This window comes from Citrobacter freundii complex sp. 2025EL-00176, from assembly GCF_053309355.1.
Window position 1 is genome coordinate 200,000 of sequence record NZ_JBRYHT010000005.1, and the last position, 14,422, is coordinate 214,421.

The window sequence follows — 14,422 nt, forward strand, 5'->3', positions numbered from 1 at the left end:
TTTTTTAATTTTAAATCCCTGAGGCAAATATGTTCCTTGATTATTTTGCATTAGGAGTGCTTATTTTTGTATTCCTGGTCATTTTTTACGGGATTATTATTCTGCATGATATTCCCTATCTTATTGCAAAGAAACGTAACCATCCTCATGCTGACGCGATACATGTTGCGGGCTGGGTGAGCTTGTTTACCTTACATGTTATTTGGCCCTTTTTATGGATCTGGGCAACGCTTTATCGCCCGGAGCGCGGCTGGGGTATGCAGAGCGCGGATTCTTCCCTGATCCAGCTTCAGGCGCGGGTTGCCGACCTGGAAAAGAAACTGGGTGAGGGTAAGACCTCTCCGGCGGAGTAATTTCGATGGATTTACTGATTGTTCTGACCTATGTGGCATGCGCATGGTCAATTTTTAAAATTTTTAAAATTCCTGTAAATAAATGGACGGTACCCACTGCGGCATTGGGGGGTATTTTCATTGTTTGCGGGCTTATATTACTGATGAATTATAACCATCCGTATACCTTTAAGGCGCAAAAAGCGGTAATTTCGATTCCCGTAGTGCCGCAGGTCACGGGTGTTGTAACAGAAGTGACGGATAAGAAGAATACGCTGATCAAAAAAGGCGAAGTTCTGTTTAAGCTTAATCCAGGACGTTATCAGGCACGGGTCGATCGTCTGAAAGCCGATATTGTCACCGCTCAGCATAAAGAGCAGGCGCTGGTTGCGCAGTTAGACGAAATGAAAGCCAATACGCAGCGGGCAAAGGCCACGCGTGACAAGCTGGCAAAAGATTACCAGCGCTATGCGCAGGGGAGTCAGGCGAAGGTCAACCCTTTTTCTGAACGGGATATCGATGCGGCGCGCCAAAACTATCTGGCGCAGGAAGCATCGGTGAAATCGTCTATTGCGGAGCAACAGCAAATCCAGAGCCAGTTAGACAGCCTGGTACTGGGTGAAAATTCGCAAATTGCCAGCCTGAAGGCGCAACTCGCCGAAGCGGAGTTTAACCTTGACCAGACCGTGGTTCGTGCGCCCAGCGATGGTTACGTTACACAGGTGCTGATGCGCCCAGGAACCTATGCCGCGGCGCTGCCTATGCGTCCGGTGATGGTGTTTATCCCGGAACAGAAGCGGCAAATTATCGCCCAGTTCCGTCAAAATTCGCTGCTGCGACTGGAGCCAGGCGATGAAGCGGAAGTGGTGTTTAACGCTCTGCCGGGTAAGGTATTTAGCGGCAAACTGGCAGCTATCAGCCCGGCAGTACCGGGTGGAACATACCAGTCGAACGGGGCGCTGCAATCCTTAAACTCTACGCCCGGTTCAGAAGGGGTGATCGCCACGATTGAGCTGAACGACAATGCGGATGTGAGCGCGTTACCTGACGGGATTTACGCCCAGGTCGCCGTTTACTCTGACCACTTCGAACATGTGTCAGTCATGCGTAAAGTTTTGCTGCGGATGACCAGTTGGGTGCATTACCTGTATCTCGACCACTAGGTGCAGGCTATTTTGCTTACTCAGACAGCTGTAGCGTCTGAGTAAGCTGCTGACGTATCTCCGCTAACATTGCGTCGAGAATAAACTGTACACGCCAGGGCTGATATTCCCGCTTGCGGAAAATCGCCACCAAATCCAGCCACCATTCGTGTTGCTCGGAGAAACAGGGAACTAACAACCCGGATTGAACGTCTTTTTGTATACTCGCATAAGGCGCAAAAACAATGCCCAGATGATTACGCGCCAGCGCCAGCGCGGATTGTGTATTGTCACAGACGTAGTTTCCGGTCACCCGGTAATCATGCATTTCCTTGCCGCCCGCGGCGCTGAAGCGCCAGATATTGGCATCATCAATCATCATTGAATCAATTAAAATACAGGAATGATTTTCCAGCTCATCAGGGCTGTTAATAGGATGCTGTTTGATATATTCAGGGCTGGCAAACGCCATTACTGCATATTTGGTAATGAAGCTGGCGACCAGTGATTCATCTTTGGGATGCGCATAGGTAATTAAAACGTCACAATCATCCGGGAAGTCTACACCTTCATAAAATGCTTTCCGTTCAAGGTTGCAGGTTTTCAGCGAGAGAGTAATACCACCGATATCCTGAATTTTTGCAATAACGTGTTGCGATAAGTAAGCAATAATTCCGGTTGGTGCATACACCGTTACCCTGCCACGTTTTTCATGCTTATAATCAGCGATGAAACTATTTAGCTGCTCGTTTCTGTCCAGCATGTCATTGATGTAAGGTAGCAGCGCTACACCAAAGGGCGTCAGGGTCAACTGCCGGGTGGTGCGGTCAAATACCTTTAGTCCAACTTTGGATTCAAAATCAGCAAGGTACTTGCTGACATTAGCCTGTGCGATGCCGAGAACCGTAGCGGCATGACTGATGTTTTCACTGGCAGCAATTACCGAAATAATCTTCAGTTCCCGGTGTTTGAGTTGTAATTTGTTCATCGCCAAACCCAATATATATATGTTTGTATATACTACTATATAAATATGAAGGTTGCATCGATGAAATTGTAAGCATTATTATGCACGCGCTTTGTAGCTTATTTTAAAATGGAATGTTGGCATGTTAATTAAACGCAATATTGTGGCGCTGTTCGCCTTTTCTTTTATGGCGAGTGCAACTGCCGCAGAATTTTCTATTGGCGGTGGCGCTGTCTATAATGAATCTCCTTATCGTGGATATAATGATAATGTTCATGCAGTACCGCTTATCAGTTATGAAAGTGAATCATTTTATTTTAGGCAAACAACACTAGGCTATATTCTTGCAAAAAGTGACAGTAATGAATTTAGCATTACTGCCTCTTACATGCCGCTTGAGTTTGATCCCGGTGATAACGACGATCATGCGATGAAGCAACTGGACAAGCGTGATGCAACCGCGATGGCGGGTGCCGCATGGTATCACCATGAGAAATGGGGCAGCGTGAAGGTCTCTGCCGCAGCGGATGTACTGGATAACAGCAATGGCTGGGTGGCGGAAATGTCTCTGTTCCGCCAAATGCCAATGGGCAAGCTGACGCTGACGCCGGCGATTGGCGTGCTCTACTATGACGAAAAATTCAACGAATATTACTACGGCATCTCTGGCAATGAATCCCGCCGTAGTGGGTTATCAAGCTACTCCCCAGGGGACAGCTGGACACCGTACGTTGGCCTGTCCGCTAAATACGCGTTGACCAGCAACCTGACGCTGCTGGCCAGCGCCAACTATAGCGCGCTGCCGGATGATATTAAAAATAGCCCGATGGTTGATCGCGATGACAGCTTCACCTTGATGTCCGGTCTGACCTGGCGTTTCTGATTCTCACCCGTTTGTCCTCAGGGAGGAGGGCAATCTTTTCATGATGTTTTGACGGATGGGCTAACCGCCGCCATCCGTCGTCATCATTACTGCTCGTTTATCCAGATTCGCATTTCGCCTTCACCACGGTTTGCCCAGCTAAACCACGGAATGAACGTCAGCGTATGCGTCTGGCGCGAAGCTGGTGAAACATCGTAGTGCCACAACGCTTGTTGTGCCGCATTGTGGGTACTTTGCTTCACGCCTTCGGCCTGAATTAACATCTTATGGCTGAATAGTCCCTTCCCCTCAAACACCCTGAACTCACTCTCTTTTGGCAGCCACAGGTTATGCAACTCTTCGCCGTTGTCGGCCTGCTCCAGACAATACACCAGCGGCCCACGCTGAAGGGCGACCTTACCGGCAACATGGCGCACCAGTGGATTCCCGTATACGCGACGCACGGGCATCGGCAGGGTCAGGCTTAGCGTATCCCCCTCCAGCCAGGTTCGGCTGATGTGCAAATAGCCTTTACGTATATCTTGCGCAACCGGTTGACCATTCAGCAAAATCTGCGGCGCGGAGCACCAGTCCGGCAGGCGTAACGCCAGGGTATGATCGACCGGTAGCGGTGATTCAATGGCGATTGTTACCTGCTCATGCCACGGATAATTTCCGCTGATGCGCAGTTTGAGCACTCCGTCTGCCACAGGAACTTCCATGCTATTGCCGACATACATGTTGATATACAGTGCGTCCTGACGTGGCGTATAGATGTAATGACCAAGAGAAGTGAGTACGCGGGCGATATTGGGCGGGCAGCAGGCGCAGCCAAACCAGCGCTGGCGAACGGGCTTTACATGGTCGTAAATATGATTGAATTTTAACGATTTAGGATGCACCTCCAGCGGATTAACGTAGAAGAAGTGCTTACCGTCCAGCGCCATGCCGCCAAGTACGGTGTTATACAGGGCACGCTCCATTACGTCGGCATACTGGCTGTCGGCTTCCATTTCCAGCATCCGGCGGGCGAACATCATCAGCCCGATTGAGGCGCAGCTTTCGGCATAGACGGAATCGTTGGGCAGATCGTAATCGCTGCTAAACGCTTCGCCGCTGCTTTGCGAGCCGATCCCGCCGGTAATATACAACTGACGCTGGGCCATATTGTTCCACAGACGCAAACAATCCTGACGCTTGCCTTCATCCTGACTTAGGCGTGCCAGATGCGCCACGCCGGTCATCAGATAAACAAAACGTACGGCATGACCGATAGCCGTTTGCTGCTCTGAAATAGGCTGGTGTGCCTGGCTATAGGGCTTATCATTCACCATCCATGCCGGACCGTAAGTGTGCCAGTAAGACGTTTGGCCGCGTTTTTCGTACTCTTCATCATAAAAATGAGGTTGCACGCCGCGTTGCTCAACAAAGTAATTTACCAGCGCCATATAGCGTGGTTGCTGAGTGACTTCGTACAAACGCATTAATGCCAGCTCGATTTCCGGGTGTCCGGGGTAACCGCGCAGTTGATTCTCTCCCAGCCCAAAAACGCTGTCGATATGATCTGCCAGGCGGCACACTACCTCTAACAGACGACGTTTTCCCGTTGCCTGGTAGAAAGCAACGCCCGCTTCAATCAAATGACCCGCACAGTACAACTCATGACACTCAGCGAGGTTAGTCCAGCGCTCATCCGGGGCTTTGACCGTAAAATACGTATTGAGATAGCCATCTTCACACTGCGCGGCGGCGACCAGTTCAATGACCTCATCGGCAGTTTTCTCAAGCGCCGCATCGGGCTTCTGGCACAGTGACCAGGCGACGGCTTCCAGCCATTTCGCCACGTCGCTGTCCTGAAAAACCATCCCGTAAAACTCGCCTTGCTGAAGGCCTGCGGCGATACGGAAATTCTCGATCGCATGGCTTGGCTCCGCTTCTGTAATGCGGTCATTGAGCGCATCCCACTGGTAGGGGATCACCACGTCACGCACCAGTTGCTGATACTGTCCGAGGAACGGATCGCTGACCGTGAGCTTATGCAGGTCGACTTCCAGTACATTCATTTCGTGCTCCTTAAGGCTGTACATGACGCTGACGCAGATCGGTAGCAATGCGCGACATCATCGGGTTATTGAGTTTGCAGATGCGGACAGACAGCGCCAGCAGCAGGTGGAACAGTGCGGGCAGCAGCGTCTCCATGGCAGTAATCCCTTGCAGCGAACTGGCGGTTTGATTACCGGCGCCGGGCTGATAGGCGACAAAAATAAACAACAGGCTGATGATCCCCGCGCTGGAGGCCCAGGCCAGTTTGATGAAGAACAGGTTGAAGGCGAAATTCATACCGGAGGAACGTACGCCGGTTTTCCACTCGCCATAATCATCGGCAAAGGCCATCAGTGAGAAGTGCAGCGGTAGCGTGAAGCCCAGAATAATGCCGTTACCGAGGATAACCGCCAGCCATAATGCCTGATAAGCCGGGCCGGTTGGCAGGAACCACATCAGCACCGCCAGCGCCGCCAACACCAGGTTGGTGTAGTAATAGAGTTTGACGGTATCAATGCGTCGGGTCAGCGGGCTGACGAGCACGGAACCGATGATAGAGGCGAAGGTGACCATCGTGAAAAACAACGAGGTGTAGGCGGTGCTGCCTTCCAGCACGTAGGTAATGAAGTACATGTACCCGCCGCCGCGAATATTAAAGACGTTAATCAGCAGGAACGACATCACCAGCATCAGCAGCAACTGGTCATTTTTGCGCAGGCCGCCAATATGTTCGCGCAGGGTAAATTTCCCCATCATCGCCAGCGGCACACGTTCACGCACCCAGAAGAAACAGCACAGGAACATGACCACCGCGATGGCGCACAGGACGCCGACACCGAACTGGTACCCCTGCGCGGCATTGCCCTGGCCCAGCACATCCACCATCCACGGCAGGCCGACGGAGACGAGAAAACCCGCCACGCCGCACAGCACAAAGCGCCATGACTGGCAGGCGATCACCTCATTATGGCGGGTGGTCATGGTGTTAATCAGCGCACAGTACGGTACGTTGATGGCGGTATAGCCGACGGAGAGCAAGAGATAGGTGCCGAATGCCCAGGCGATTTTTACGCCCATGCTGGCGTCTGGGACGGTAAAGGTCAGCACGCCGATAATGCCAATCGGAACCGCGACCCACAGCTGCCAGGGGCGAAAGCGTCCCCAGCGGCTTTGCGTCCGATCGGCGAGAACGCCCATAATGGGGTCGGAAATCGCATCAAACACGCGCAGGGCAATAAACAATGTTCCAACCAGCGCGGGCGTTAACCCGAAGACATCCGTATAGAAGAACGTCAGGAAGTTCATGATCAGGCAGGTAATCACCGTCCCGCCTGCGTCGCCTAACCCATACCCTATTTTTTCACGCAGGGATAATTTGTCGTCTTGCGCACGCTGTGCCAAATCAGATGTCGTAATCGGAGCCGAAGTCATAAATAACTCCCGGAAGTAATATTCGGAATGTATCCCGCTACTCTGCGGGTTATTTGGATGTAATTTGCAAAATACATGATTAATTTTGCACGTTATGTTTGGGTCAACAAGGGAAGAGAAAAGTATAAAAAGGTGACAATTCCGACTTCATTGGGAAAATGTGATTTCGATCCGGCGAAAAGCGATTTTATCGTGAATAATCAAAGGTAAAGGCTGGTCTAATTAATGCAAAAAGCGGGAATTTGAATATATATGCTAGAATTGTCCATGTCTCTGCCGATTAAAGTGCAAAACGGCGGGTTATTTATTTCACGCGGTATCGGTAGCCATCCTGCGCGGCAATTGCAATCCTGGGAAATAATCTTTGTCGAAAAAGGGACATTAACGATTCGCGAAGGCAGTAACATTTTTTATGTCAGTGCCGGGGAAAGTCTGCTGCTGTGGCCGCATCGCTTACATATTGGCGTGGGGCAATTTCCGCCCGATTTAAAATTTTACTGGCTGCACTTTGAGTTAACGACAGGAAACGATGCTCCATCAACAGAACCGTTACTTGCGATTCCTCAGCATACCCGGGTGAGCGAGCCGCAATATATTATTTCACTGTTCCGCCAGTTCTTACGCGAGCAGGAAAATATTCATCGCAGCATGGCGCTGGAACTGATCCTGCTGTTGATTTTGCAGCAAATATCCGCAGCCGCCGGCGAGCAACCTGTTGATAGCCCTGGGAATGCGCTGGCATGGAAAGCGCAGCAAATGATTCACACCCAGTTCCACCTGCCGATTTGCGCTTCAACGCTGGCGAAAGAACTGCATTGCAATGCAGACTATCTGGGGCGTGTTTTCCGTGGCGCTTTTCGCCTGACACTTACCGAAGCGTTGCATCGTCAACGGGTGAGAGCGGCAGAAAAACTGTTAATCAGCGATTCGCTGTCGCTCACTGAAGTGGCGCGGAGATGTGGATTTAACGACGTGGGCTATTTTCGCAAAATCTTCCGCAAGCATACCAGCCTGACCCCAGCGGCATGGAAACGGCGCTATTGCAAAGAACATATCAATAGCGCCTGACCCGTTACTGCCCGTAATAGGCATTCGCGCCGTGTTTACGCAGATAGTGTTTATCCAGTAACTCAGGCTGCATATCCGGTAACTGCGGGGACAACTGGCGTGAGAACAACCCCATGTAGGCGCACTCCTCTAGTACCACGGCGTTATGCACAGCATCCGCGGCGTTTTTACCCCAGGCAAACGGACCGTGTGAATGCACCAGTACCGCCGGAACCTGCATCGGGTTCAGGTCCCGTTGCTCAAACGTTTTAATGATGACTTCGCCGGTCTGGTATTCATATTCACCGTTGATCTCTTCCACGGTCATCATTCGGGTGCATGGGATAGTGCCGTAAAAGTAATCGGCATGCGTGGTGCCCCATGCCGGGAGATCAAGACCCGCTTGCGACCAGATTGTCGCATGGCGTGAGTGCGTGTGCACAATGCCGCCGATTTCAGGGTAACGGCGATACAGCGCCAGATGGGTTGGTGTGTCGGAGGAGGGTTTTTTACTGCCTTCAACCACGTTTCCGCTGGCGATATCCACCACCACCATATCGTCGGCGGTCATCACGTCATACTCCACGCCGGATGGCTTGATAACCATCAGTTTGCGTGTTTCATCCACTGCGCTGACGTTACCCCAGGTAAAGGTGACTAAACCATGTGCCGGCAGCGCCAGATTCGCCGTCAGCACCTCGGCTTTCAGTTGTTCTAACATGGGAAACCTCCTTCCTGCATACGGTCTTCTATCCAACGTCGGGCCTGGATAATTTCCAGCACGGGTTCTTTTGCTTTTTCAGTCCACATTTCAATCAGAAACGATCCGCGATAGTTCAGTTCATGCAGCGTTTTGAAGATGCCCACAAAGTCCACGCACCCTTCGCCGAAGGGGACATCGCGAAACTGGCCCGGATGGGTTTCGGTTACCGGCAGCGTGTCTTTCAGATGGATAGCGGCGATACGGTCGATGCCCAACGTCAATTCAGCCGTAACGTCGTTACCCCAGGCGCTGAGGTTGCCCACGTCCGGGTAGACGGTGAACCACGGCGATGAGAGCATTTCATCCCACTTTTTCCACTTGCTGATCGAGTTCATGAACGCGGTATCCATGATTTCTACCGCCAGCATCACCTGTGCGGCGGCGGCTTGCTCGACGGCCCATGCCAGCCCTTCGGCAAAGCGCTGCTGCGTACCGTCGTCATGTTCTTCGTAATAGACGTCGTAACCGGCCAACTGAATGGTACGAATACCTAAATCACGGGCCAGGCGGATGGCTTTGGTCATGATGTCGCGCGCCCGGGCGCGGACGGCTTCATCGCGGCTGCCAAAGGGAAAACGGCGGTGGGCCGACAGACACATGGAAGGAATAGCCATGCCGGTTTCCAGCATCGCGCTCACCAGCGATGCGCGCTGGGCAGGAGTCCAGTCAAGGCGCGACAGACGTTCATCGGTTTCATCTACCGACATTTCAACGAAATCAAAACCGCAGCTTTTCGCCAGCACCAACCGCTCCGGCCAGGAGAGGTCTTTGGCCAGCGCTTTTTCATAGATACCTAACGGATGGTTACGCATACTGTGCCCCCCAGATGGCGTCGATTTGCGCATGGAATTCAGCGGCAACCTGCGCCGGGTGTTGTGCTCCCGCCAGCGCGCGTCCGGCGATAAAGGCTTTGACGTTGATGTCGCGAAACAGCGGCAGGTCGGCGGGCGTGATACCGCCGGTAATCGACAGTTCCAGACCGATATCGGAAAGCGCCTTCATCCGCGCCAGATCCGCTTCTCCCCACTGTTGACCGCTGGCCTGCGCGTCACGTCCACGATGATAAATTGCCTGGCGAACGCCGACGCGATGCCAGTCGCGGGCATCATCCAGGGTCCAGTTGCCGAACAGTTCCATCTGAATTTCACCGCCGCAGGACTGTGCGACGCTATGACCTTTTTCTACGGTAGCCAGGGGCGCGGCGCAGATAATGGTCATCCAGTTGGCGCCTGCGCCAAACGCTTGCTGGGCGAGGGTTTCACCTGCATCGGCTACCTTCCAGTCGGCGACGATGATTTTATTTGGGCACTGAGCGCGCAGCGCTTTCACCGCGCCCAGACCTTCGGTTAAACAGAGAATCGTGCCCGCCTCAACGATATCGACACTTTCCTGTAACAGAGCGACATCGCGTTGGGCCGCTTGTAGATTCGTGTGGTCAAGCGCCAGTTGCAGTAATGGTCGACTCATTCTTCGTGCTCCTTAATACGGGCGTGATAGCCCTGCAGTGCGGTAATTAAATTCTGGTATTGGTGGTATTTGCGCTGATAGTTCGCATGCGCCGCGGCGTCCGGCAGCAGCGTGCGTACCGGATGCTGTAAGCTGCGTTGGGCCTCGCTGAAATTGTGATAAACACCGGTGCCTACGCGGGCGGCGAGCGCTGCGCCAAAGCAGCCGGTCTCTTCGACCTGCGGCAGTTCGATACGTAACCCGCTGACGTCTGCCAGCATTTGCATCCAGACGTCGGAGTGCGCCGGGCCACCGGTAACGCGCAGGGTATGCGCCTTGGTAAAGCGCTCGCGCATGCGGTTGAGGTGGGTCATATGGCTGAAAACCACGCCTTCGTAGATGGCCTGTAACAAGTGGGCGCGGGTGTGTATAGCCTGCATGCCATAAAAACCGCTGGTCATCTCCAGCCCGGCGTTGCTGCCGTACAAAAAAGGCAGGAACAAAAGAGCGCTACTGGCCTTCGGCAAGCTGGCAACGGCCTGGTTGATCTCATCGAAAGAGAGTTCGCCCCATTGGGCGGTAAACCACTCCAGATTGCCGGAAGAGGTTGGGCTGGCTTCGTGAACGATGTACTGCCCGTTATTGACATAGCGGCCATAGACATAAGGATGCGCTTCGTGGTCGCGCAGGCCGTGAGCGATCCCGCTAGTGACAGCCCAGGTCCCCATCACCGCGTTGAGGGTGTGTTCATCTTCGATCCCGGCGCAGAGTGCGGTGGAAACCACATCAAACAGACCGCCGACGACGGGAGTACCCGCCGCCAGACCGGTTATGGCGGCTGTTTGAGCGGTGATTTCCCCGCATATTTCTGCTGAACCGACAATGGGCGGTAGCGCATTGTCTATTTCACTGATGCCCAGCCACTGGGTCAGACGCGGGTCGTACTGACCTGTCGTCATGTTGTAGAGGTTGGACTCGGAGATGTTGCTCTCTTCACAGCCTTTCACGCCGGTTAAGCACCAGCGCAGGTAGTCATGGCCCATCATGACGCTGCCGATTTGCGCGTAGCGTAGCGGTTCATTTTCTTTCACCCAGCGCAGGAGGGATGCGGGATGTCCGGTCCACAATGTCTGGCGGGTGACCGGGTAGAGCTGTTCGGGGATCCCATCCTGCTGCCAGCGCTGAACGATGCCCATCGCACGTCGGTCGGAAGAGAGAATGGCATTGCCCAGCGGCTTGTCCTGTTTATCGAGAAGGAACAGTCCCTTGCCCTGAGCGGAAATACCGATGCCTTTGATTTGTTCACCGGATACGCCGGTGCGCTTCAGCAGGCCGGCAATGGTGGCTACACACTGTTGCCACAGCTGGTGCATATCGCGTTCGGCGTAGCCCGGTAATGGCGATACGGTCTGCAACGATTGCCGGTTAATTCCATGCTCATGACCTTTGGCATCATACAAACCGGCTTTCAGATAAGTACCGCCACAATCGATCCCCAGCCAAAAGGTCTCTCTATCACTCATCTTTGTTATCTCATTTTTGCCGGATGGCGCTGCGCGTATCCGGCCTTGGGTATTTATTGATTTTGTAGGCCCGGTAAGCGCAGCGCCCCCGGGCATGGTTTTACGCCGTGCGTTTATGTGGGTTCAGTGTTTTGAGCGGCGCGGAACCCGCATCGCATTTCGCTGGCAGCAGCAATGCCATCAGCGCGGCCAGAGCCAGTGAAATTGCCAGGCAGTAAACACCTGCATCTTTGCTGTACAGGGTGATGAGTACGCCGACCGCGTAAGGACCGCAGAAACCGCCGAGGTTCCCCAACGCATTGATGACCCCACGTGCGCCACCGGCCATTTCCGCGCTAAACAAACGCGCCGGAATAGTCCAGAACACGCCCGCAGCCGATTGCAGGAAGAATCCGCAGCCAACCAGCGCGGCATAAGCCAGCCAGACGTTATTTTTCAGTGCTACAGAGAGGAACATGCACAGGGCAAAGCCAATCAGCGGCAGGCAGACGAACAGCTTGCGTTTACCGGTCCGGTCAGAAAGAGAAGAGAACAGGAACATCCCGGCAATCGCGCCGACGTACGGCAGAATGGCGAGCATGCCAACTTGCCCCATGCTGCTGTGGGTCAACTCTTTGAGGATGGTCGGCAGCCACAGGGTGTAACCGTAAATCCCGGTCTGATAGAAGAAGTTCAGGGCGATAAGTTGCCACATGGTTTTGTCGGACAGCACTGCGCCCAGAGAGGCATTTTTGACCTCTGTTCCGGCAATAGCTTTTTGCTCGGCGGCCAGGGTTTCTACCAGGTAATTTTTCTCCGCCTCAGAGATCCAGCGCGCTTCCTGCGGACGGTCGTAAACGGTATAGGCCCACAGCACCAGAACGACGACGGAGAGTAAACCTTCAATAATGAACAGCCAGCGCCAGTCGAGTACGGTGATTATCCAGCCCGAGAGCGGGGCGGTAATGATCCCGGCAATAGGCACAAACATAATCACAATCGCATTGGCGCGACCGCGTTCGGCGTCGGGGAACCAGTTACTGATCATCGTCAGCACCACCGGCAGCATGCCGCCTTCGGCCACGCCGAGTAAGAAGCGCAAAACCAGCAGTTGATACTGATTAGTGATTAATCCCGTCAGAACGGAAATAACCGCCCAGGCAACCAGCGACCAGCCGATAAATTTCTTGCCGCTGCCGTGTACGGCAATTTTTCCGCCGGGAACCTGTAAAAACAGATAACCGATAAAGAAAATCCCGCCAGCCAGACCTGCCATGGTGGCGGAAATACCTAATTCCTCATCCATTCCGCCGGGCATCGCAAATGCGATATTAACGCGGTCCATATAAGAGATAATACAAGCGATCAGAATCGGGGGAATAATCCGCAGCCAGCGCTGGCGGGGTATATCTTTGAGTGTAGGGCGAGAGGTCATGTTCATATTAATATTCTCGTAGGGTCGTATTTTTATAGTTTTGCTTTGTTTAATGCAGCGATGCCGTCGCGTAATATCGCTACGCGATGGTTCACATCTGCATTGGCATTTATTTCCAGCAATTTAATACCGGCAAATTGCAGTGGTTCGGTTCCTGCGCAGGTGAATAATTCGCGGGCATGGTCGGTGGTCATCAGGCTTTGCGGGCAGAAAGGGGCAAATGGGGCGTGTAGGTCCTGCCACTCGCCGTATTCTCCTGTCAGCGTCGTGCCAGAAAACATCAGCGCGCCCAGTTTCCCGGCCCGTTGGGCCTGCTGCGTGTGGGCCAGCGGTAGGGCGAGGTTCTGCCCTTCAATCGCCGATCGCGCCCAGTTAATACACACGCTGATGTCGTAACCGGCGATCGCATCCAGTACGTTTTCTAACGGCAAAAAGCCTTTGCGCGGCGCCGGGCCAGTCATGGCATCGCAATGTTCCAGTACCAGATCGCAGGACCAGTCCCAACGGGTAATTTCCTGGAGCGAACGGGCAAACGCGTCGGTGGCCTGAGCGACGTTTGGGTTGCTTGCCAGCGGGGCGGCATGCAGTTCAAGGGCGATTACTTTCCCGGCGCTGGCCGCATTAATATGGTTGATTTTCTGGTGCAGATGGCGGTAATACGCCACACAGGCCTGACGCTGTTCTTCGTCGCTGGAGGCCAGCCCAAAACCGCTATTGTTACCACGACGGCGCATGGTCTCCATAATCGCGGTGACCACGATTCGCCACTCGCCTGGCGTATGGCGCAATAACCACTCGTCACCTAACGGATGCAGATGCTCAAGGCAGGGCTGCTCCAGTCCGCGAATATCCGGGGTATCTGAGAGTTGACGCCAGAATTCCTTCTCTTCCTCTTCACTCTTTTGGTGAAATGAGGGTGCACAAGGGTACGCACCGATAATATAACCGGTTGTGTTAGCTTTCATTTTTTGTGCTCCTTTTATAAAACTGAAATAGCAACCTTCACGACTATTTTGCGGATCGGCGTGGCGACAGTTTTATGACATGCTGGACGATGAACATCCTGCGGGAAAAATATGGCGTAACTTCCCGGAATCATTTCAATAAACGATTCATGTTCACTGGCGTGATAAAAAATAATATCGCGCTGTTCTAATAACGATTCGCTGATTGCATTATTTCCGGTATCAATGGCGATACCGATTTTTTCTTCACCCCAGGCTAAAAACTGAATATCCAGATAGCGGCGATGTACTTCAGGGCGATTTTCGGCAGCGTCACGCGTGGTTAAATCGATAATTTGCGCGAAGATATTTTTACCCTCGATCTCCACCACGCCCGGCTCAAGTTTGTGGAAATCCGTGGTGCGCAGGAAATCGAGCGCCCTTTCAATCGCCACGGGCAAACGACACGGGTTAGGCTGAGCAATATGTCCAAAGATCATGGTGTTGC

At 53.1% G+C, this 14,422-nt stretch carries 14 protein-coding genes; 4 read left to right on the plus strand and 10 right to left on the minus strand.

Features of this window, described 5'->3' with window-relative positions; genetic code table 11:
• Positions 1 to 29: 29 nt before the first annotated feature.
• Positions 30 to 353 (plus strand): DUF3302 domain-containing protein, encoded by a 324-nt coding sequence (locus ACVXHP_RS12960; protein ID WP_200008830.1) that lies wholly within the window; start codon positions 30 to 32, stop codon positions 351 to 353.
• A gap of 5 nt (positions 354 to 358) precedes the next feature.
• Positions 359 to 1,495: an HlyD family secretion protein gene (locus tag ACVXHP_RS12965; RefSeq protein ID WP_200008829.1), complete on the plus strand. Its 1,137-nt coding sequence runs from the start codon at positions 359 to 361 to the stop codon at positions 1,493 to 1,495.
• A gap of 16 nt (positions 1,496 to 1,511) precedes the next feature.
• Here ACVXHP_RS12965 and ACVXHP_RS12970 read toward each other — a convergent pair whose 3' ends face one another.
• Complete coding sequence (locus tag ACVXHP_RS12970; RefSeq protein ID WP_304702622.1) at positions 1,512 to 2,462, minus strand: LysR family transcriptional regulator; 951 nt, start codon at positions 2,460 to 2,462, stop codon at positions 1,512 to 1,514.
• Between the two features lie 121 nt (positions 2,463 to 2,583).
• Here ACVXHP_RS12970 and ACVXHP_RS12975 point away from each other — a divergent pair, with 121 nt between their 5' ends.
• Entirely contained in the window at positions 2,584 to 3,324 is a 741-nt protein-coding gene (locus tag ACVXHP_RS12975) for a MipA/OmpV family protein (RefSeq protein WP_447571590.1), read from the plus strand.
• A gap of 86 nt (positions 3,325 to 3,410) precedes the next feature.
• Here ACVXHP_RS12975 and ACVXHP_RS12980 read toward each other — a convergent pair whose 3' ends face one another.
• Both ACVXHP_RS12980 and ACVXHP_RS12985 read right to left on the minus strand, forming a co-directional pair.
• Positions 3,411 to 5,366 (minus strand): glycoside hydrolase family 127 protein, encoded by a 1,956-nt coding sequence (locus tag ACVXHP_RS12980; protein WP_447571591.1) that lies wholly within the window; start codon positions 5,364 to 5,366, stop codon positions 3,411 to 3,413.
• Positions 5,367 to 5,376: 10 nt separating this feature from the next.
• On the minus strand, positions 5,377 to 6,777 hold the full coding sequence (locus ACVXHP_RS12985; RefSeq protein WP_447571592.1) for an MFS transporter: 1,401 nt from the start codon (positions 6,775 to 6,777) through the stop codon (positions 5,377 to 5,379).
• Between the two features lie 252 nt (positions 6,778 to 7,029).
• Between ACVXHP_RS12985 and ACVXHP_RS12990 the strand changes: the two genes are divergently transcribed.
• The gene (locus ACVXHP_RS12990; RefSeq protein ID WP_200008824.1) at positions 7,030 to 7,845 is read left to right on the plus strand and encodes a helix-turn-helix domain-containing protein; all 816 of its coding nucleotides are present in this window, start codon (positions 7,030 to 7,032) and stop codon (positions 7,843 to 7,845) included.
• 4 nt (positions 7,846 to 7,849) lie between these two features.
• On the opposite strand, the gene araD is transcribed toward ACVXHP_RS12990, so the two are convergent.
• From araD to ACVXHP_RS13025, 7 genes are all read right to left on the minus strand, one after another.
• Positions 7,850 to 8,545, minus strand: coding sequence for an L-ribulose-5-phosphate 4-epimerase (gene araD / locus ACVXHP_RS12995; protein WP_447571593.1), 696 nt, complete (start codon positions 8,543 to 8,545; stop codon positions 7,850 to 7,852).
• On the minus strand, positions 8,539 to 9,399 hold the full coding sequence (locus ACVXHP_RS13000) for an L-ribulose-5-phosphate 3-epimerase (RefSeq protein WP_447571594.1): 861 nt from the start codon (positions 9,397 to 9,399) through the stop codon (positions 8,539 to 8,541). Before ACVXHP_RS13000 ends, araD begins: the two co-directional genes overlap by 7 nt.
• Positions 9,392 to 10,054 (minus strand): 3-keto-L-gulonate-6-phosphate decarboxylase UlaD, encoded by a 663-nt coding sequence (ulaD, locus tag ACVXHP_RS13005; protein WP_447571595.1) that lies wholly within the window; start codon positions 10,052 to 10,054, stop codon positions 9,392 to 9,394. The genes ACVXHP_RS13000 and ulaD overlap by 8 nt, the downstream gene beginning before the upstream one ends.
• On the minus strand, positions 10,051 to 11,556 hold the full coding sequence (locus ACVXHP_RS13010) for an FGGY-family carbohydrate kinase (RefSeq protein WP_447571596.1): 1,506 nt from the start codon (positions 11,554 to 11,556) through the stop codon (positions 10,051 to 10,053). Before ACVXHP_RS13010 ends, ulaD begins: the two co-directional genes overlap by 4 nt.
• Before the next feature lie 100 nt (positions 11,557 to 11,656).
• Entirely contained in the window at positions 11,657 to 12,976 is a 1,320-nt protein-coding gene (locus ACVXHP_RS13015) for an MFS transporter (protein WP_304702631.1), read from the minus strand.
• Between the two features lie 26 nt (positions 12,977 to 13,002).
• Positions 13,003 to 13,935, minus strand: a complete 933-nt coding sequence (locus tag ACVXHP_RS13020) for a DUF4862 family protein (RefSeq protein ID WP_447571597.1) — start codon at positions 13,933 to 13,935, stop codon at positions 13,003 to 13,005.
• 14 nt (positions 13,936 to 13,949) lie between these two features.
• Complete coding sequence (locus ACVXHP_RS13025; protein ID WP_200008818.1) at positions 13,950 to 14,414, minus strand: YhcH/YjgK/YiaL family protein; 465 nt, start codon at positions 14,412 to 14,414, stop codon at positions 13,950 to 13,952.
• Between the last annotated feature and the right edge of the window lie 8 nt (positions 14,415 to 14,422).

Bases quoted from the DNA above. Each gene is read 5' to 3' on its own strand.
- ACVXHP_RS12960 (WP_200008830.1), top strand. From the start codon at position 30: ATGTTCCTTGATTATTTTGCATTAGGAGTGCTTATTTTTGTATTCCTG.
- ACVXHP_RS12965 (WP_200008829.1), top strand. From the start codon at position 359: ATGGATTTACTGATTGTTCTGACCTATGTGGCATGCGCATGGTCAATT.
- ACVXHP_RS12970 (WP_304702622.1), bottom strand. From the start codon at position 2,462: ATGAACAAATTACAACTCAAACACCGGGAACTGAAGATTATTTCGGTA.
- ACVXHP_RS12975 (WP_447571590.1), top strand. From the start codon at position 2,584: ATGTTAATTAAACGCAATATTGTGGCGCTGTTCGCCTTTTCTTTTATG.
- ACVXHP_RS12980 (WP_447571591.1), bottom strand. From the start codon at position 5,366: ATGAATGTACTGGAAGTCGACCTGCATAAGCTCACGGTCAGCGATCCG.
- ACVXHP_RS12985 (WP_447571592.1), bottom strand. From the start codon at position 6,777: ATGACTTCGGCTCCGATTACGACATCTGATTTGGCACAGCGTGCGCAA.
- ACVXHP_RS12990 (WP_200008824.1), top strand. From the start codon at position 7,030: ATGCTAGAATTGTCCATGTCTCTGCCGATTAAAGTGCAAAACGGCGGG.
- araD (WP_447571593.1), bottom strand. From the start codon at position 8,545: ATGTTAGAACAACTGAAAGCCGAGGTGCTGACGGCGAATCTGGCGCTG.
- ACVXHP_RS13000 (WP_447571594.1), bottom strand. From the start codon at position 9,399: ATGCGTAACCATCCGTTAGGTATCTATGAAAAAGCGCTGGCCAAAGAC.
- ulaD (WP_447571595.1), bottom strand. From the start codon at position 10,054: ATGAGTCGACCATTACTGCAACTGGCGCTTGACCACACGAATCTACAA.
- ACVXHP_RS13010 (WP_447571596.1), bottom strand. From the start codon at position 11,556: ATGAGTGATAGAGAGACCTTTTGGCTGGGGATCGATTGTGGCGGTACT.
- ACVXHP_RS13015 (WP_304702631.1), bottom strand. From the start codon at position 12,976: ATGAACATGACCTCTCGCCCTACACTCAAAGATATACCCCGCCAGCGC.
- ACVXHP_RS13020 (WP_447571597.1), bottom strand. From the start codon at position 13,935: ATGAAAGCTAACACAACCGGTTATATTATCGGTGCGTACCCTTGTGCA.
- ACVXHP_RS13025 (WP_200008818.1), bottom strand. From the start codon at position 14,414: ATGATCTTTGGACATATTGCTCAGCCTAACCCGTGTCGTTTGCCCGTG.